Origin of the sequence: Burkholderia sp. AU30280 (genome assembly GCF_020420125.1) — a bacterium.
Taxonomy (GTDB): Bacteria; Pseudomonadota; Gammaproteobacteria; order Burkholderiales; family Burkholderiaceae; genus Burkholderia.
On record NZ_JAIZRY010000008.1, the window covers coordinates 209,136 to 225,690 of the forward strand.

Genomic DNA, 16,555 nt, shown 5'->3' on the forward strand with positions numbered 1-16,555 from the left:
CATGTTGCTAGGCACACTCGAAGTCGATTTGTCGACGCGCTCATTGCGACGTGATGGGGAAGCTATCCACGTAGGTTCGCGTGCCTTTGACGTGCTCGCGGTACTTTTGTCTGCGGCGGGACGTCTCGTAACGAAAGACGAGTTGATGGACGCGGTCTGGCCTAGAACAGTAGTTGAAGAAAACAATCTGCATGTACACCTTTGCGCGTTGCGAAAATTGCTCGGACCGCAGCGCGACCTGATTGTGACCGTACCCGGTCGCGGCTACCAACTAAGGCAGACGCAGGCCCCTGACGCGAAATTGACGGTGGCTACACCGGTCTGGCAGAGCGACGGCGATATCCCGATACGGCACCGCGCACTCACGGGACGCGACAGACTGGTCTCCAATATCGCGGCAATGCTGGACACGACGCGTGTATTGACACTGGTGGGCGCCGGCGGAGTCGGGAAGACCAGCGCGGCAATTGAAGTTGCTCATGCGGCAGTATGCGGCCGCTTTGACGTCACACGTTTCGTCAAGCTTGCCGATGCTGCCTCTCCAGACATGGTTCTGCAAAAAGTTGCTGCGGCATTCGGCGTATCGATACGGGACGACAGGTCGGGGGTTGACGAGCTAGTCGCAGCATTGCCGCAAGACCGCACACTACTAGTGCTAGACAACGCAGAGCACGTCATCGATGCAGTCGCTCGACTTGTCGATTCACTTAGCATGCGGCGTGACAATTTACAGGTACTCGTAACGAGCCGCGAACCGTTGCGGGTATTAGGTGAGGTTGTCTTCCAGGTACACCCGCTTGAAGTGCCGCTTCCAGGTTCATCCACCACGGAGGTTCTGGATTGTGCGGCAGTGCAAATGTTCTTGCAGCGCGCGCAACAGTCAGGTTTCGACGTTGATAATTTAAGAAAAAGCGCTCATCTCGTTGGTGATATCTGTCGTCGGCTAGACGGTAATCCATTGGCGATCGAAATGGCAGTCGGACGTGTCGGTACATTGGGCGTTCGAGGTGTTCACGCATTTCTCGACGATCGCTTCGAGTTGCTGACGCATGGATACAGGACCGCTCTTGCGCACCACCAGACGTTACGGGCCAGCTTCGACCGGAGCTTTGCGTCGCTGAGCCCATCGAGTCAGAAACTATTCGGTCACGTTGCGGCATTCCGGAGTGCTTTTACTTTTGAAGCGTTGCGTGCGCTAGTGGGTGATACGACATATACGCTGTCTGACGTTGCCAGCGGCATTGCTGAACTGACTGAGAAGTCGTTGGTGAGTGTGGAACCCGGTAACGGCGAACATCGATTTTTCCTTTCCGAATCCGCTCGAGCATACGCGTTGCAAAAGTGTCTCACCGAAGGGAACGACATGCAAATGTTCGCGCGCTATGCCGGTTACAACTTCGGTGCTTGTGACGCGGCCCCAACCATTGGAACGGATCCGTTCAAAGAGAAAGTGGAAGAGCGGGAGCTTGCATAGGATGTCTGAGCATGCAATGAAAAGGTGGGCGCAGACCCGCCAACGCGGCCTGAACTTCAGGTGTTGAATGGCACAAAATCTCGAGCCCGCAGTGCGGGCAGCGAGGTCATCCAATCACGAGTGGGCTGTGAGCAAGTCTCACGCAGCAGTGCGTCCCCCGTTGACCCGAAGCACTTCTCCGGTCATAAAACTCGCTTTATCCGACGCCACAAAAACGATGGCATCTGCAATCTCCTCGGGCGTTCCCGCGCGTTTAAGTGGCACGGTGGCGAGCATCGCGGCCTTGCTCGATTCGGAACCCGTTATGCGGTCAAGCATTTCAGTCTGTATGGGCCCCGGAGCCACCGCGTTGACTCGAATATTGTGCGCCGCCGTCTCGAGTGCGGCGGATTTCGTCAGGCCCTCGACCGCATGCTTGCTGGCGACGTAAAGTGCGTTACGGGGGGCGCCGCGAATGCCCATCGTTGACGATACATTGACAATGCTTCCGCTGCCCTGGGCCGTCATCACGCGGATTTCGTGCTTGAGCGCCAGCCACGTGCCGAGAACATTCGTATCGAAAACGAACGCATATTGATCGACGTTCTGCTCGACGATCGGTGCCGGCTCGCCCTCGTAACCGGCGCTGTTCACCGCAATATCCAGACGACCAAAACGGGAAATGACGCGGTCGACCAAGCCTTGGACCTGGTCCTCGAAACGCACGTCTGCCTGCACAAATTCCACATCGGCACCAGACGAACGCAGTTGCTCTGCGAACTTCCTGCCTTCTTCGAGCCGACGGCCCGAAATCACGAGCCGCGCTTTCTCTTTAGCGAAGGCAATTGCTGTCGCGCGACCAATTCCAGAAAGCGCTCCCGTCACAAGTACTACTGGCGAATGATTCATGTTCAGACTCCTTCGGTAACCCGTTACGAAAAAAGATTCAAAGTCATCCGAGCCACGAAACGCGACCATCGCGTCACATGGCTCGTATTGCGTTACGCGCTGTAGCCCCCGTCAACGGGAATGATCGCGCCGGTAATGAAGCTCGCCGCCGGGCTGGCGACGAAGGCGACCACGGAAGCGATCTCTTCAGGCCGACCAAAGCGCCCAAGCGCCGTGGCGGCTGCCTGCGCCTCGGCAAAGGGACTGTTGTCAGGATTCATCTCGGTATTCGTCGAACCGGTTCCGATAACGTTCACGGTAATGCCCTTCGGGCCCAGATCCCGCGCAGCACCTTTGCTGTAGCCCTCAATCGCGCGCTTTGTTGCGCTGTAATCGGCAAGGCCTGGCCAGGTCGATCGCCACGCGAGGGCCGACGAAATCGAGATAATCCTGCCGCCGCTATCCATTACCCGCGATGCTTCCCGAATTGCGGTTACCACGGCTTCGTAATTGATCTTCTGCTGTCGCTCGAAGCCCGATGTGTCGGTGGTCTCGGCCACCGTGCCCGTCACGAAAACGGCGGCGTTGTTGACCAGAATGTCGATCCGGCCCAACCGCTCGACAACGTCGGCAATCAATGCTTTAACCGCAGTTGCGTCCGCCTGGTCGGCCTTCAGGGCAATAGCCTTGCCACCGGACGCTTCGATCGTTGCAATGACCGCTCTGGCCGCGGTCTCGCTGCTGGAATAACTTAGCGCTACGGTCGCGCCTTCCGCGGCGAGCTGGATGGCGGTTGCGGCACCGATACCGCGTGAGCCGCCCGTCACAAGAGCGATCTTTCCTTGAAGCGTATTTGCCATGATGCTGTCCATTGAGTAGAGGGTGAGTCACGCGCATATCAATCGCCCGATGCTTTGCAACCGCTGCAAAGACGAGTTGAAAAAACGTTGCGCGGAAGTTCGCTGCGGACGACTGCCGCAAATTACAGCGTGATTACGATCCTGCCGATATGCTGGTTCTTCTCCAGCTCGCGATGCGCTTCGACGATTTGTTCGAACGGGAAGTACTTCGAGATGGTTGCCTTCAGCTTGCCCGCTTCGAGATTTTCATAAACGAATCTGGCTACCTTGGCCTGACGGGCCGGGGTGGTCGTAATCGAGAACAGGTTATAGCCCCGGATTACAACCTCCTTTGCGAGCGTCCGGAGCATCGGGAGCGGTGTCACTTCGTCGCTCAATGCGCCATAGATCATGACCGTGCCGCCCGGCGCCAGGGCGTCGACAAGCTTGGGGAAAGCGGGACCACCGATCGGATCGAACGCGACGGTTGCACCCGCGCCTTGGGTGATCCGTTCGACCTCGACCGCCAGATCCTCGTCGTCGGTGACGACGACATGGTCCGCACCGGCCGCTCTGATTGGCGCGACCTTCTCCCTGGTGCGCGTCGTTGCGATGACCTTCGCCCCTGCAAGCTTCGCAACCTGGATCGCACCGATGCCCACGCTGCTCGAACCGGCAGTGATGATCACCGTATCGCTATGCGTCACGATGCCGCTTTCGATGAACGCTCCCCACGGCGTGATGAAGGGATTCCAGATTGAAACCGCTTCTTCGAACGAGATTGACGATGGCTTCTTCACGGCGGCACTTGCTGGCGCCAACACATGGTCGCCATACAGGCCGTAATCGTTCATGGAGAAGGCCGGCATGGTGGAAACTTCATCGCCCACCGCGAGGTGCGTGACGTTTTCTCCGACGGCCTCGACAACGCCTGCGGACTCATAGCCCAGCCGTCCGGGAAGATTGACCGGTTCGACATAGACGCCGGTGCGCCACATCGATTCCGCACGGTTCAAACCGATCGCCTTGACGGCGATGCGGATCTCATCCGGTCCCGGTTCCGGCAATGCGACGTCCTCGATCTTCAGAACATCGGGTGCGCCATATTCAGCAAATGTGACGATGCGTGCCATGGAGAAATCCTTTATCGGAAAATGAAATCAGACGACCTCGCTGGGCTCGTGCGGAAAGAAACGGTTGGTTGGCCGTGGAAGGCCGAGATGCTCGCGCAATGTGTGCCCTTCATATTCGCGTCTGAACAAACCGCGCTGCTGGAGCTCCGGGACGAGCTTGTCGACCACCTCGTCGAGGCCGCCTGGAATCCAGGGAAACATGACGTTGAAGCCATCGGCGGCTTCAGTCTCCAACCACTCCTGCATCTCGTCGGCGATCGATGTTGCAGTGCCGACGAAGGCGAAGCCCGAATAGCTGCCGGCGGCTCGCGCCAGCTCCCGGATCGTCAGACCCTTCTCCCGCGCGAGATTGACCATGCGCTCGCGCTGCGAGCGGCCAGCTTCAGTCTCCGGGATCTCCGGTAGTGGTCCATCGGGATCATGGCCAGAGACGTCGATTCCGAGCATCGCGTTCAGAGAGCCGATGCCACTGTCGTAGTGGATTAGGCTGTCGAGCGTCGCGCGGCGCTCGAGCGCCTCATCCTTGCTGTCGGCCACGACCACGAACGCGCCGGGCAAGTAACGCAGCGCGTCGGGGGCGCGGCCGATCGATGCCATGCGGGTACGGACATCGGCATTGAAGCTGCGTGCGGCCTCTATCGTCGGCGGGGCGCCGAAAATGACCTCGGCGGTTTCCGCCGCGAACTGCCGCCCTGCCGGTGACGCACCGGCCTGCACGATCACAGGCCAGCCCTGCGGAGGCCGTGCGATGTTGAGCGGGCCGCGCACTTTCAGTGAGGGACCAGCATGACTGATCGCATGAATTCGTGCGGGATCGACGAAGACCCCGCTCTCGGTGTTCCTGACGAAGGCGTCATCGGCGAAGCTGTCCCATAGACCGGTGACGACATCGACAAACTCCCGTGCAAGCTCGTAGCGATCGTCATGCCCCATCTGGGACTCGTAGCCGAAGTTGAGGGCCGCGTCGGGGTTCGCCGTTGTCACCACGTTCCAGCCGGCCCGACCGCCGCTGATGTGGTCCAGCGACGCAAACCGCCTGGCAACGTGGTACGGCGCATCGAAGGTTGTCGAGGCTGTTGCGATCAGCCCGATCCGCTCAGTCACCGCCGACAGCGCCGAGAGCAGCGTGAAAGGTTCGAATGACGTCACCGTGTGGCTCCTCATCAGCGCCGCGATCGGCATGTTCAATAACGCCAGATGGTCGGCCATGAAGAAGGCATCGAATTTCGCCTCTTCCAGTCGCCGGATCGAGCGACGCATCTGGTCGAGGCTGAAATTCGCATGCGGATCGGCGCCCGGATAGCGCCACGCACCCGTGTGGATGGCCGCCGGCCGCATGAATGCGCCGAGGTGGAGTTGGCGATGTCTGGTCATCTGGTGCTCCGTCGCGTCAGGTGCCGCCGGTTCGATTGACGAGTCGGCGGCGGGCTTCAGGCGTCGAGGAAGGTCGTCGCATGGGCGACGAACGTCTCCGGATACTGATAAATCGACCCGTGATTGGAGTCCGGATAGACGATCAATTGCGCGTTCGGCAGATGCTGCTGGAGCGTGAACGAATGCCTCGTCGGAATGATGACGTCGTTGCTGCCCTGGACGATCAGCACGGGCTGCCGGATCTCTTTCAGATACGCCAATGCGCTATCGTTCGGCACGTGCCATTTGCCGATCGCCTCGCCCTGAGCGGCAATGGTTTGCTCGCTCACTTGCGGATCGCGATCCTGACGACGCAGCTTGCGCTCAAGAAAGGCGAGGCCGGCCTTCTGGCTGGCTTCGGAAGGTCCGAAATGGACAGCAAGCCACAGATGTTCGGGCGGGTCGTAGCTGCCGGCGAAGATTTCAGCGGAGCGGCTTTCCGACATGTCCTGTGAACGATGCCCGGTACCGACGAGGATGATCTTGCGGACCAGGTCGCCGCCCTGCAGCGCGATCTCCTGGGCCACGAAGCCCCCGATCGAAATGCCGAGCACGTCGACCTGGGTCAGGCCCAGCGCGCGAATGAAGGCGATCGCATTGGCACCCATCTCCTGGAAACTCGTCGGGGTCTCGCCCGAGGAGCTGGCGACGCCGGCGTTGTTAAACAGGATCACCTCGCGATCCTTTGCAAAACCGTCGGTTACCGCCGGATCCCAGTGGTCGAGGGTGCCGGTGTAGTGCTGATTGAAGACAAGCGGCACGCCGCCCTGCTTGCCGAACCGGCGGTAGGCGAAACGGATGCCGTTGGCCTCGACGAATTGGGTCGGTGCCGTATCGTGATTGATGCTGTTCATGGTTTAATCCTCTATGCTCCAACGCGCTAACCAGGAAGGTGGCGGCCTGTCGGAATTGACGGTTTCGTGCTGCTACGGTGTCAATATAGAAGGCGGACTCGCCACGCACTAGCCATGAAACGCGGTTATGACCTATCCGGAATGTGCATAGATAGAACGTAGGACGCATGGAGGAAGACGATGGACATCAACGCGTTGCGGATTTTCTGCCGGGTCGCCCGACTGCAAAGTTTTTCGGCCGCCGCGCGGGAGCTGTCCATCTCGCAATCGCAGGCATCGCGCGCCGTGTCGGACATCGAGGCCGAGTTGGGCACGCTTCTATTGGCGCGGACGACACGCGCCGTGATTCCGACGGAGGCAGGCGCCGACTATCTCATCCGCGTCGAAGCCGTGCTCGACCAGCTTGACGATGCCGGGCAGAGCGTCCGGCAGGACGAACTTCGCGGAACGCTGCGCATCGGGATGCCGACGAGTGCCGGGGTGCGGGAGATCATCCCCCGACTTCCCCGTTTTGCTGAACGTCATCCGCGACTGCGGATCGACGTGGTGCTCGACGACCGTCGCCAGGACCTTGTCCGGGACGCGGTCGATGTCGCCATTCGGATAGGCACCCTGCCAGACTCCAATGCGACGGCGCGTCTGCTCACGAGCTACGCACGACTGATCGTCGCCTCCCCTGCATATCTCGCGCGATGCGGCACGCCCTTGTCACCGGACGCGCTCGTCGGTCACCGGATCGTCTATGGACCGGCGGCCACTGTCAGCACCGCCTGGACATTCACGCACAACGGAATAACCAGCAATGTGCCAATCGAACCCAATATATCGTTCAGCGACAACGAAGGCGCGGTTGCAGCCGCGAAGGCGGGCTTGGGTATCACCTCGATAGGATACTGGGCCTGCCGCAGGGAGCTCGAGGAAGGATCGCTCGTGCCGATCCTCACCGACTGGTCGATGGTCGGCACCAACGTGCATGCCTATTTCCCCCTCGGTCGCGCGACCCGGGCGGCGGCCCGCGCCTTCATCAATTTCTTGCTGGACGAGTTTGGCGAAAGCGTCGACGTAACACGCGCTGGATGATGTCGCAGCATTTCAGCCATGCGTTTGCCGCGTATCGATGGGTGACGGTTCGTCTCTCGCTAACCGCCATTCACCGAAGGCTTCCGGGTGTCTACTTGTGGCCGAAATGAGCCGGACAACCCGGCGTCCGCGTCGCTCCCTGCATCAGGTTCGGCCCAGCCCCGCAGTCGATGGCTTCGGTTGCAACGCGTGCGCCTGATGACTGTCGGCCACCGGTCGGCGCAGCACAGCGCCGAGTTCCGGGTTCCGAGTCGAATGGCAAAAATTCAGCGTGACGTGAATTTCGACATCGCCAGTTGCTCGCTCCCTGGCTACGCCTTTTTCGTATAAGTGCTGCACCACCCTTTCGCATTGACCAGCTTGCCGCCGAAAATCGCGCACGGCCCCGTCATGGCGCCGGCCTTGCCCTGGAAGAACTGGCAATTCGCACAGGCCTCGCCCGCCCGGAATTTCGGGTACTTCGCATGGTCGACCCGGCTGGCGTCCGTCTTGTAGCCAAGCGCCTGGGCATTTGCATCGGTTTCCTGCACGACACCGGCACCGGCATCTGCCGCCGCCGCGCGGCGTCCGACGGCGAGCGCGGAGGCGAGAACGCTGGTGACTGCAATAAAACGTCGGCGTGAAAATTTCATGGGGGCCTCCCTTCAGGTTTGCATGAACGGATGTCCGGGACGCGTCGTTCCCCAAAGACGCGATGCCGCCCGCTCCGACACGGCGCCCATCGCCCGTGGATCGGCCGGAGAACGCATCAGTGAAAGAACAGCGCCCGCATCCCGAACGTGTGATGCGCTTCCGCCGCCATCAGCACCATGAGCACCAGCAGGCACAGCGGCGGTATCAGGATCGCGTACACCAGCGCCAGACGCTCCCACATCATGTGCATGAAGATCGACACAATCAGCCCGGCCTTCGCGATCATCAGCACGACGATCAGCACCCAGCGCATCAGGCCCTGCACATTGAAGTAATCGACCAGGTACGAGAACGTGCTCAGCACGAACAGCAGGCCCCAGATCTTCAGGTAGAGGCCGATCGGATGCTGCTGGCCGTGCGCGGCGTCGGGTCGATCGGCGGGATCGGTATGTTCCATGGCCTGCCTCACCACAAATAGAACAGCGCGAAGATGAACACCCACACCAGGTCGACGAAGTGCCAGTACAGGCCGGCGATCTCGACGATCTGGAAGTTGCCGTGTTCGGTGAACCCCGGCTGCAGGATCTTGCGTGCGATCAGCAGCAGGTAGATCACGCCGCAGGTCACGTGGAAGCCGTGGAACCCGGTGATCGTGAAGAAGCACGCGCCAAACTGCGCCGCGCCCAGCGGGTTTCCCCACGGGCGGATCCCTTCACGGAAAATCAGGTTGCTCCATTCGAACGCCTGCAGCGACAGGAAGGTCGCGCCCAGCAGCGCGGTCGCCAGCAACAGCGCGGCGGCGGGCCTCGCGTTGCGCCGGTAGCCGAAGTTGACGGCCATCGCCATGGTGCCGCTGCTGCTGATCAGCGTGAACGTCATGATGGCAATCAGCAGCAACGGCACTTCCACGCCGCCTACGCTCAGCCCGAACACTTTCGCGGTATCGGGCCACGGCGCCGTGGTCGACATGCGCACCGTCATGTAGCCGATCAGGAAGCTGCTGAAGACGAAGGTGTCCGACAGCAGGAAGATCCACATCATCGCCTTGCCCCACGGCACCCTGAAGGCTTCGCGGTCGGACGACCAATCCGTGACGATGCCGCGCCAGCCGTCGGGCCGGGCATCGGCGGGCGGGGCCGCAGGCGATTCGGCCGCGGATTCGGTGTGGATCGTGGGCGCGGTCATGGCGCGGCTCCATACACCGGCCCGCAGATGGCGACGACGATCCCGGGGGTCAGCCACCACATCGCCGCCAGCAGCACCAGCCAGACTGCGAGCAGGAAATGCCAGTAGAGCGCGCACAGCGCGATGGCGCGTTGAGCGCGGAACGGGTCGGCGCGCCGGAGCCGCGCGATCGTCACGCCCCACGCCGCCAGGCCGCCCAGTACATGCAGCCCGTGCAGGCCGGTGAGCAGGTAGAGGAAGCTGTTGGACGGATTGACGGCAACGGTCTGCCCGGCCGCCGACAGCACGCGCCACGCGGCCAGTTGCCCGATCACGAACCCGGCCGCCAGCACGCCGCCGCCCACCAGCCACGCCGTGCGGTGCAGGGTCGGTTGCCGGGCGCGCTGCATCGCGATGCTGGCCAGCGCGAGCGCGCCGGTGTTCCACCACAGCAGCGCCGGATGCGGGATCGGCTGCCAGTCGGATTCACGCATGCGCATCGCATAGGCGAGCAGCAGCAGCGAAAACAGCATCGTCGCAACCGCCATGAACACGACCAGGCCGGTACGGCCCGCATTCGGCAAGCCGGGTGGCGCATCGGGCACGAAGGGGCGCGGCAGCGTGGTCATTTGTGCGCCTCGCCGGGGTGCAGTGCCGGATGGGTCGGTGCAGGTTCAGGCGCGGTCTCGGGCGGCTGGTTCTGCGGCACGAAGTCTTCCTGTTGCCCCGGCGGGCTGTATTCGTACGCCCAGCGATAGACGACGGGAAGCGCCGCGCCCCAGTTGCCGTGCGCGGGCGGCGTTTGAGGCGTCTGCCATTCGAGCGTGGTGGCCCGCCACGGGTTGCCCTCGGCCCGCCGGCCGCGCACGAGGCTCCACGCGAGGTTGAACAGGAACAGCAACTGCGCCGCCGCGACGATCAGCGCGACGATCGTGATGAACGTGTTGAGCGTCTGCGCCGAATGCGGAATGAAGCTGTAGCCCTGGTACGCGTAATACCGCCGCGGCATGCCGAGGATGCCGAGATAGTGCATCGGGAAGTAGATCGCATAGGTGCCGACGAAGGTGATCCAGAAGTGCGCGCGACCGAGCGTGTCGTCGAGCATGCGGCCCGTCACCTTCGGGTACCAGTGGTAGAGGCCGCCGAACACCACCAGGATCGGCGACACGGCCATCACCATATGGAAGTGCGCGACCACGAAGTACGTGTTCGACAGCGGGATGTCCACGCTCACGTTGCCGAGGTAGAGGCCGGTCAGCCCGCCGAGCACGAAGGTGCTGATGAAGCCGATGGCGAACAGCATCGGCACGGTCAGGTGGATATCGCCGCGCCACAGCGTCAGCACCCAGTTGTAGACCTTGAGGGCGGTCGGGACGGCGATGATGAGCGTGGTGGTGGCAAAGAAAAAGCCGAAGTACGGATTCATGCCGGCGATGAACATGTGGTGCGCCCAGACCACGAAGCTCAGCGCGCCGATGATGACGATGGCCCACACCATCATCCGGTAGCCGAAGATGCTCTTGCGCGCGTGCGTGCTGATGAGATCCGACGCGATGCCGAAGGCCGGCAGCGCGACGATGTAGACCTCCGGATGCCCGAAGAACCAGAACAGGTGCTGGAACAGCAGCGGGCTGCCGCCGGCGTGCTTGAGCGTCTGCCCCATCGACACCACGGCCGGAATGAAGAAGCTGGTGCCGAGCGTCCGGTCGAACAGCATCATCACCGCCGACACGAACAGCGCCGGAAACGCCAGCAGCGCCATGATGGTCGCGATGAAGATGCCCCACACCGTGAGCGGCATGCGCATCAGCGTCATGCCGCGCGTGCGTGCCTGCAGCGTGGTGGTCACGTAGTTCAGGCCGCCCATCGTGGCCGCGACGATGAAGATCGCCAGCGACACGAGCATCAGCACGATGCCCCATTCCACGCCCGGCGTGCCCGGCAGGATGGCCTGCGGCGGATAGAGCGTCCAGCCGGCGCCGGTCGGCCCGCCCGGCACGAAGAAGCTCGACACCAGCACCAGCACGGCCAGCAGGTAGACCCAGTAGCTCAGCATGTTGAGAAACGGGAACACCATGTCGCGCGCACCGAGCATCAGCGGGATCAGGTAGTTGCCGAAGCCGCCGAGGAACAGCGCCGTCAGCAGGTAGATCACCATGATCATGCCGTGCATGGTGACGAACTGGTAGTAGTGGTTCGCGTCGATGAACGCGAACTTGCCCGGGAAGCCGAGCTGCAGCCGCATCAGGTCCGACAATACGAGGCCGACCAGGCCGATCGCGATGGCCGTCAGCGCGTACTGCACGGCGATGACCTTGTGGTCCTGGCTCCACACGTAGCGGGTCCAGAAGCTCTGCGAGACGTGGTCGGTGTGCGCATAGGTCATGGCGTCTGCTCCGTCTGTTCCGCTACGGCTGGGCCGCGGTGCGGGCCGGTGCCCCGCCCTGTGCCTCGATATAGGCCACCAGCGCGGTCAGTTCCTGCTCGCTCAGGTCGAAGTGCGGCATGATCGGCGAGAAGCCCTTCACGACGCGGGCCGTCGGATTGCGGATGAACGCGCGCAGATAGGCTTCGTCCACCTTCGCGGTGCTGCCGTCGGCCATCGTTTCGGTCTTGCCGTACAGGCCTTTCCAGGTCGGGCCCACGAGCGGGCTGCCGTCCACGGTATGGCAAGCGACGCAACCCTTGGCCGCCGCGAGCGTCTTGCCCAGGTTGGCAAGCGCCTGCGCGCTGCCGCCCGCGGCGGCCGGTGCGGCCTGCACGCGGGCCAGCTGCTGCTGCGCGAACGTGGTCTGCTGCGCCAGCCAGCGCGAGAACGCGGCTTCGTCCTCCACCACCACCACGCCGCGCATCCCGGAGTGGCCGATCCCGCAGAGCTGCGCGCACAGGATGTCGTAACGCCCTGCCCTGGTCGGCGTGAACCAGAAGGTGGTCACCATGCCGGGCACCATGTTCATCCGCGCGCGGAACTGCGGGACGTAGAAGTCGTGCAGCACGTCGCGCGACCGTGTCAGGACCTGGATCGGCCGGTTGAGCGGAAGGTGTACCTCGGGGCTCTCGATCAGGTAGTTGTCGCGGCCGTTCGGGTCGGCGGGATTCAGGCCGAACGGGTTGTCGTTGCTGATGTAGCGCACGTCGGTCGTGCCCAGCTTGCCGCCGGGGCCGGCGAACCGGAATCGCCATTGCCATTGCTGGCCGAGCACTTCCATCTGCAGCACGTTGCGCGGCGGCCGGATGTAGTCCGCGTAGACGAACAGCCCCGGCGCCAGCAACGCCGCCACACCGACGACGGTCAGGCCGATCAGCCACCATTCCAGCTTCCGGTTATGCGGTTCGTAGGCGGCGCGATGCCCGCCGCGGTGGCGATAGCGCACCAGTGCGACCACGATGAACAGGTTGATGGCGACGAAGAATGCACCAGTGATGACGAGCGTGATCGTCAGCATGTCGTCCATGCGCACCCAGTTCGACGCGATCGGCGTGATCCACCACGGACTGGCAAAGTGAAACCCCACCGCCAACAGGATGATCAGGACCAGGGCAATCGCAAGGGCCATAGGCCGCCTCGCCGTGTATCACTCGCCAGAGCCGCCGACACCAGGTTCCGTGTCTCCCGCGGGCGCCGCGCGTTCAAGCTCGGCGCGGCGGGAAGCGCGATGGGTCAGTCGCCCGCGTTCTGCTTGCGCAATCGTTCCAGCCTGCCGTAGGTGATGGCCGCAACCACGCCGAACAACAGGTTGGCCAGCAAGGGCCCGGAACCGCGCTCGGAGACGAACCACGGGAACACGGCCGTCATGACGTAGAAGTTCCACCCATACGCGACGATCCCGAACGCCAGCCCGATCACGGCTTCCATGCCCACGCTCGAATCGAAGCGGAAAGGCGCCATGATCGCGGCAAGCATCATCCCCATGATCGCGCCGAGCACGTAGTGCAGCAGCAGCGCCATCGCCACGATTTCAAGGTTGAACTGCGTCAGCTGGCCAAGCGCGCTGCGGCCCATCACCATCGCCGCGATCTTGTGGGTCGGTTGCCACGGGCTTGTGCCGAGCACGAGGGTCGACCAGACGAATTCCAGCGCGATCACCAGCGCACCGCCCGCGAGCCCGGCCACGGCAGCGGCGACCCAGTCGGGCGTACGACGCTCCCAATGGTGAGATTGAATGTGCAGTTCCATACGACCTCCTTGCCGACGGTTCGACGTCGGCGCTTCCGTTCCGAAGGCGCCACCGCGTCGGCCCTGCGTCCCTGGCCCGATCCGGCATGGCGGACAGGGTCGCCTGCACAATCGGCGAACGATCCGCTCGTCGCGTGGCACGGCGGCGGCGTTCCGTTCGCGGTTCCGGATCGGCGCATCGGCGGGCCGTCGGCGCGTGGCGTCGCGCGGCCGCGGCCATGCAACGGCGCGCGCGGCGAAACGCATCGATGAACCAGGCTGTCGGGCGGGCCGGCTTGCTGTTGCGCGTCAGGGGAAGATCGGTGTAGTAGGCTCAGCGCCCTCCAGGTCCGCCTTCGGAAAATGCTGGGCGACCATCTCTTCGATTTCCTGCTCTCGCAATGCCGGCACGTCGGCCATGATCAGGATCTGGCCTTCCTGTATGGCCTCGCGAAACCGCTGGAGTCGCGCGTTCGGCTCGGCGATGCCGATCATCGCGGCGGTCCACGCCCCGAAACCCGCTCCCGCCAACGTCAGCCCGACGACGGCGCCGCCCGCGATCACGAGCTCGGCCGGGGGAAATACCAGCGCGACGAGTCCGATCAGCGCACCGGCCGCGCCGCCGAGCGCGACACCGCGTTCGAGCGCATGCACGACGTCGCTGCTTTGCAGCAACGATGCTTCGGGCAACTGATCGAGTGTGACACTGTGATCGGCGAGAACGTGGATATGGCGCCAGATGATACGTGCGCGCAGTAGATCGTCGACGATGGCCTTCGCCATCTGCGTATCGGGTACGAGGAAATAAAGGCGTCTCATATGGCACCCCTTTCTTGCCATCAACTCGTCCTCAAGGGACTGTTTTCTATTCTATGTCAGCAGCGGCAGCGCGGTGATTCCGCAGACGAGGCGGGGCCGCCGCAGCGCGCTGCGTCGATGGCATCCGACCGGCGCTATCCGCGTTTGCGCAACGGCTCCAGCAAGCTCCGCAGGCCGTTGTGATCGATCTCGTGCATCAGCGCAAGCTGACGGCCGATTTCGCCGCGCGGGAACCCTTCGCGGGCCAGCCAATTGAGGTAAGGCCCGGGGAGGTCGGCAATGAGCCGGCCCTTGTATTTACCAAAGGGCATGGTGACGGTGACGAGGTGTTCGAGGTCTGGGTTTTGCATGCCGGTATTGTGCACGGCTTTTCGCGCCGGTCGCAGGCCTCGCGGAAAGGACGCTGCAAACCGCCTGCACCCCTTTTCCGGCCTGCTAGACTGGAATTCCCCCCTGCAAACGATGGAGGGAATCATGTTGTCCGTCTACGTCGTGAAGACCGGCGAGCAGTTCCTCTGCACCGCCGAGGATGGCGATATCGGCATGGCACCGGCGGTTGAAGATGCCACGTCGTTTGGTTCGTATGAGGAAGCGGAAAAGGCGGCGCACGTGCATGCCGACCCCGGATACGAAATCGTGGCCGTCTGCGTGCTCAGACACTGACAGGGCGCCCGCTGCCGGGCGCTAGGCGACGAGATGCCGCTCGCAGTTTCGCTGGCGCCATGCGACGCGAGTGCCGTGACCGGCTGCGTCCGAAATCACCTGCGGACGGATTGCGTGTCGGGCTGCTTACGATGGGTGCGCCGTGCGCGTCGGCAGTCCTGCCGCATCCGGTGCGACGCAGCGCACGCGCAACGCGGAACGTGGCATTCCTGACACGCCTGGCATACGGCGCGTATGCCCCGCATGCGGCGCTGCAGGAATCGGCGCGTCCGTTGCGCCGCGTCTATCGTCTCGGCCCTTTCATGCCCTCCGACTCCATGGCCGCGTGCCACTCCTCGTTCGCCTCGATGGGATCCATCGCTTCGTCAACCGAAGCCGTCGCGCGCTCGGCGGCTGCCCGGGTTTCGTCCGCCGCGGAAGCCGGATCACCTTCGCCGTCACCCGGGGGATGCAGCATGTCCTTGAGCATTGCGTTCAACTCCGGCGTGTCCCATGGCAGCCCGCGCCGAGTTCGATCCTTGATGTAGTGCCTCACTTCCGCGTCCTGCTCCACGGTTAGCGGCAGCCCTCGGAAGGTTCTTTGGGGGCCAGCGTCGATCATCGCATTCTCCTGTTTCCAAGGCATTTTCAGTGTACTCGCCATTGCGGGCAAGGGAGACGCAATCGCTGCGCGCTTGCGTCGAATCAAACGTGCGGACTCGATAGTCAAGCAGCGGCCGGCAACTGACGCCCTCCTTCCTGATTCCCTCGAATCCCGGACAGGTCATCCAGGCCGCTGGACGACCCGGCGTGATCGCCACCCGGCCCGACATTTGACGGATTGGTGCAGTGCCGCGTTTGCTCCGGCGCCAGGCGAATTCACGGAAACGGTCACGCCTTCAATCGATCGACGCGTCAAAGCGGGCAACGGAAGTCAACGCTCAGACCTCGCCATGCGCGGCGATGTTGCGATATTGCCCTTTGAAATACAGCAATGGCTGCGTAGCAGCCGTTTCCTGCCGGTTCAACGCCTTCACTTCACCAATCACGATCAGGTGATCGCCCGCGACGTGTTCGGCGTGGATTTCACAATCAAGCCAGTGGAGGCTGCCGGCAATGATCGGGTTGCCCAGCGGCGATTCCTGCCATTCGACTCCATGCCACTTGTCCGTGCCTCGCCGGGCAAATTGATTAGAGATACTGACTTGCCCCTCTGACAGGATATTGACGACAAATCGACCTGCCTGGCGAATCCTGGGATAGCTGGCCGAATCGGACATGACGCTGAATGACACCAGCGGCGGGCTCATCGACACGCTATGGAACGACTGGCAAGTGAAGCCGATCGGCTCACCATCGACGTGCGATGCAATGACCGTGATGCCGGATGCGTAGTGCCCGAGCGCTTCGCGAAAGCTCAATGGCTCGATGGCCGTGCTGGAAAGTGACATGGTAGATACTGAATGCCGGGGGGGCTCGAA

The 16,555-nt window shown here is 62.8% G+C and carries 19 protein-coding genes; 3 read left to right on the forward strand and 16 right to left on the reverse strand.

The window, feature by feature from the left end:
- Position 1: 1 nt before the first annotated feature.
- Positions 2 to 1,474 (forward strand): ATP-binding protein, encoded by a 1,473-nt coding sequence (locus tag LGN17_RS20085; RefSeq protein ID WP_226198322.1) that lies wholly within the window; start codon positions 2 to 4, stop codon positions 1,472 to 1,474.
- 138 nt (positions 1,475 to 1,612) lie between these two features.
- Here the strand turns inward: LGN17_RS20085 and LGN17_RS20090 are convergent, their stop codons facing one another.
- The 5 genes from LGN17_RS20090 to LGN17_RS20110 form a co-directional block, all read right to left on the reverse strand.
- Positions 1,613 to 2,362 (reverse strand): SDR family NAD(P)-dependent oxidoreductase, encoded by a 750-nt coding sequence (locus tag LGN17_RS20090; RefSeq protein ID WP_226198323.1) that lies wholly within the window; start codon positions 2,360 to 2,362, stop codon positions 1,613 to 1,615.
- A 92-nt stretch (positions 2,363 to 2,454) separates the two neighbouring features.
- Positions 2,455 to 3,201 carry an SDR family NAD(P)-dependent oxidoreductase gene (locus LGN17_RS20095; protein ID WP_226198324.1) on the reverse strand — a complete coding sequence of 249 codons (747 nt, stop codon included), beginning with the start codon at positions 3,199 to 3,201 and terminating at the stop codon, positions 2,455 to 2,457.
- Positions 3,202 to 3,323: 122 nt separating this feature from the next.
- Entirely contained in the window at positions 3,324 to 4,313 is a 990-nt protein-coding gene (locus LGN17_RS20100) for a zinc-dependent alcohol dehydrogenase family protein (RefSeq protein WP_226198325.1), read from the reverse strand.
- A gap of 27 nt (positions 4,314 to 4,340) precedes the next feature.
- Positions 4,341 to 5,687, reverse strand: a complete 1,347-nt coding sequence (locus LGN17_RS20105) for an LLM class flavin-dependent oxidoreductase (protein ID WP_226198326.1) — start codon at positions 5,685 to 5,687, stop codon at positions 4,341 to 4,343.
- A gap of 56 nt (positions 5,688 to 5,743) precedes the next feature.
- A complete protein-coding gene (locus LGN17_RS20110; protein ID WP_150987680.1) occupies positions 5,744 to 6,580 on the reverse strand; it encodes an alpha/beta fold hydrolase in 837 nt (278 codons plus the stop codon).
- A 180-nt stretch (positions 6,581 to 6,760) separates the two neighbouring features.
- On the opposite strand from LGN17_RS20110, the gene LGN17_RS20115 reads away from it, so the two are divergent.
- The gene (locus LGN17_RS20115) at positions 6,761 to 7,660 is read left to right on the forward strand and encodes a LysR family transcriptional regulator (protein ID WP_226198327.1); all 900 of its coding nucleotides are present in this window, start codon (positions 6,761 to 6,763) and stop codon (positions 7,658 to 7,660) included.
- A 311-nt stretch (positions 7,661 to 7,971) separates the two neighbouring features.
- Here LGN17_RS20115 and LGN17_RS20120 read toward each other — a convergent pair whose 3' ends face one another.
- The 9 genes from LGN17_RS20120 to LGN17_RS20160 all read right to left on the reverse strand — a co-directional run bounded on the left by LGN17_RS20120 (position 7,972) and on the right by LGN17_RS20160 (position 14,782).
- Positions 7,972 to 8,292: a high-potential iron-sulfur protein gene (locus tag LGN17_RS20120; RefSeq protein ID WP_226198328.1), complete on the reverse strand. Its 321-nt coding sequence runs from the start codon at positions 8,290 to 8,292 to the stop codon at positions 7,972 to 7,974.
- A gap of 116 nt (positions 8,293 to 8,408) precedes the next feature.
- Entirely contained in the window at positions 8,409 to 8,750 is a 342-nt protein-coding gene (locus LGN17_RS20125; protein WP_226198329.1) for a cytochrome C oxidase subunit IV family protein, read from the reverse strand.
- An 8-nt stretch (positions 8,751 to 8,758) separates the two neighbouring features.
- On the reverse strand, positions 8,759 to 9,478 hold the full coding sequence (locus LGN17_RS20130) for a heme-copper oxidase subunit III family protein (RefSeq protein ID WP_175952379.1): 720 nt from the start codon (positions 9,476 to 9,478) through the stop codon (positions 8,759 to 8,761).
- Complete coding sequence (locus tag LGN17_RS20135; RefSeq protein WP_226198330.1) at positions 9,475 to 10,086, reverse strand: cytochrome c oxidase subunit 3; 612 nt, start codon at positions 10,084 to 10,086, stop codon at positions 9,475 to 9,477. Before LGN17_RS20135 ends, LGN17_RS20130 begins: the two co-directional genes overlap by 4 nt.
- Positions 10,083 to 11,843 (reverse strand): cytochrome c oxidase subunit I, encoded by a 1,761-nt coding sequence (ctaD, locus tag LGN17_RS20140; RefSeq protein WP_226198331.1) that lies wholly within the window; start codon positions 11,841 to 11,843, stop codon positions 10,083 to 10,085. Before ctaD ends, LGN17_RS20135 begins: the two co-directional genes overlap by 4 nt.
- A gap of 22 nt (positions 11,844 to 11,865) precedes the next feature.
- Positions 11,866 to 13,014: a cytochrome c oxidase subunit II gene (locus LGN17_RS20145; protein WP_226198332.1), complete on the reverse strand. Its 1,149-nt coding sequence runs from the start codon at positions 13,012 to 13,014 to the stop codon at positions 11,866 to 11,868.
- A gap of 104 nt (positions 13,015 to 13,118) precedes the next feature.
- Positions 13,119 to 13,634 carry a hypothetical protein gene (locus LGN17_RS20150; RefSeq protein WP_175952375.1) on the reverse strand — a complete coding sequence of 172 codons (516 nt, stop codon included), beginning with the start codon at positions 13,632 to 13,634 and terminating at the stop codon, positions 13,119 to 13,121.
- Between the two features lie 288 nt (positions 13,635 to 13,922).
- Positions 13,923 to 14,432, reverse strand: a complete 510-nt coding sequence (locus tag LGN17_RS20155; RefSeq protein ID WP_043184322.1) for a hypothetical protein — start codon at positions 14,430 to 14,432, stop codon at positions 13,923 to 13,925.
- Positions 14,433 to 14,566: 134 nt separating this feature from the next.
- Complete coding sequence (locus tag LGN17_RS20160; RefSeq protein WP_226198333.1) at positions 14,567 to 14,782, reverse strand: DUF3820 family protein; 216 nt, start codon at positions 14,780 to 14,782, stop codon at positions 14,567 to 14,569.
- Positions 14,783 to 14,906: 124 nt separating this feature from the next.
- Here LGN17_RS20160 and LGN17_RS20165 point away from each other — a divergent pair, with 124 nt between their 5' ends.
- Positions 14,907 to 15,095 carry a hypothetical protein gene (locus tag LGN17_RS20165; RefSeq protein WP_175952373.1) on the forward strand — a complete coding sequence of 63 codons (189 nt, stop codon included), beginning with the start codon at positions 14,907 to 14,909 and terminating at the stop codon, positions 15,093 to 15,095.
- A gap of 283 nt (positions 15,096 to 15,378) precedes the next feature.
- Here the strand turns inward: LGN17_RS20165 and LGN17_RS20170 are convergent, their stop codons facing one another.
- Positions 15,379 to 15,696, reverse strand: coding sequence for a hypothetical protein (locus LGN17_RS20170; RefSeq protein ID WP_226198334.1), 318 nt, complete (start codon positions 15,694 to 15,696; stop codon positions 15,379 to 15,381).
- A gap of 319 nt (positions 15,697 to 16,015) precedes the next feature.
- Entirely contained in the window at positions 16,016 to 16,525 is a 510-nt protein-coding gene (locus tag LGN17_RS20175; RefSeq protein ID WP_226198335.1) for a flavin reductase family protein, read from the reverse strand.
- Positions 16,526 to 16,555: the final 30 nt, after the last annotated feature.

What these genes read in the sequence shown, in the direction of transcription:
- LGN17_RS20155 (WP_043184322.1), bottom strand. Translation starts at nt 14,432, where the DNA reads ATGAGACGCCTTTATTTCCTCGTACCCGATACGCAGATGGCGAAGGCC.
- LGN17_RS20110 (WP_150987680.1), bottom strand. Translation starts at nt 6,580, where the DNA reads ATGAACAGCATCAATCACGATACGGCACCGACCCAATTCGTCGAGGCC.
- LGN17_RS20150 (WP_175952375.1), bottom strand. Translation starts at nt 13,634, where the DNA reads ATGGAACTGCACATTCAATCTCACCATTGGGAGCGTCGTACGCCCGAC.
- ctaD (WP_226198331.1), bottom strand. Translation starts at nt 11,843, where the DNA reads ATGACCTATGCGCACACCGACCACGTCTCGCAGAGCTTCTGGACCCGC.
- LGN17_RS20170 (WP_226198334.1), bottom strand. Translation starts at nt 15,696, where the DNA reads ATGATCGACGCTGGCCCCCAAAGAACCTTCCGAGGGCTGCCGCTAACC.
- LGN17_RS20090 (WP_226198323.1), bottom strand. Translation starts at nt 2,362, where the DNA reads ATGAATCATTCGCCAGTAGTACTTGTGACGGGAGCGCTTTCTGGAATT.
- LGN17_RS20175 (WP_226198335.1), bottom strand. Translation starts at nt 16,525, where the DNA reads ATGTCACTTTCCAGCACGGCCATCGAGCCATTGAGCTTTCGCGAAGCG.
- LGN17_RS20105 (WP_226198326.1), bottom strand. Translation starts at nt 5,687, where the DNA reads ATGACCAGACATCGCCAACTCCACCTCGGCGCATTCATGCGGCCGGCG.
- LGN17_RS20145 (WP_226198332.1), bottom strand. Translation starts at nt 13,014, where the DNA reads ATGGCCCTTGCGATTGCCCTGGTCCTGATCATCCTGTTGGCGGTGGGG.
- LGN17_RS20095 (WP_226198324.1), bottom strand. Translation starts at nt 3,201, where the DNA reads ATGGCAAATACGCTTCAAGGAAAGATCGCTCTTGTGACGGGCGGCTCA.
- LGN17_RS20125 (WP_226198329.1), bottom strand. Translation starts at nt 8,750, where the DNA reads ATGGAACATACCGATCCCGCCGATCGACCCGACGCCGCGCACGGCCAG.
- LGN17_RS20100 (WP_226198325.1), bottom strand. Translation starts at nt 4,313, where the DNA reads ATGGCACGCATCGTCACATTTGCTGAATATGGCGCACCCGATGTTCTG.
- LGN17_RS20130 (WP_175952379.1), bottom strand. Translation starts at nt 9,478, where the DNA reads ATGACCGCGCCCACGATCCACACCGAATCCGCGGCCGAATCGCCTGCG.
- LGN17_RS20135 (WP_226198330.1), bottom strand. Translation starts at nt 10,086, where the DNA reads ATGACCACGCTGCCGCGCCCCTTCGTGCCCGATGCGCCACCCGGCTTG.
- LGN17_RS20160 (WP_226198333.1), bottom strand. Translation starts at nt 14,782, where the DNA reads ATGCAAAACCCAGACCTCGAACACCTCGTCACCGTCACCATGCCCTTT.
- LGN17_RS20120 (WP_226198328.1), bottom strand. Translation starts at nt 8,292, where the DNA reads ATGAAATTTTCACGCCGACGTTTTATTGCAGTCACCAGCGTTCTCGCC.
- LGN17_RS20115 (WP_226198327.1), top strand. Translation starts at nt 6,761, where the DNA reads ATGGACATCAACGCGTTGCGGATTTTCTGCCGGGTCGCCCGACTGCAA.
- LGN17_RS20165 (WP_175952373.1), top strand. Translation starts at nt 14,907, where the DNA reads ATGTTGTCCGTCTACGTCGTGAAGACCGGCGAGCAGTTCCTCTGCACC.
- LGN17_RS20085 (WP_226198322.1), top strand. Translation starts at nt 2, where the DNA reads ATGTTGCTAGGCACACTCGAAGTCGATTTGTCGACGCGCTCATTGCGA.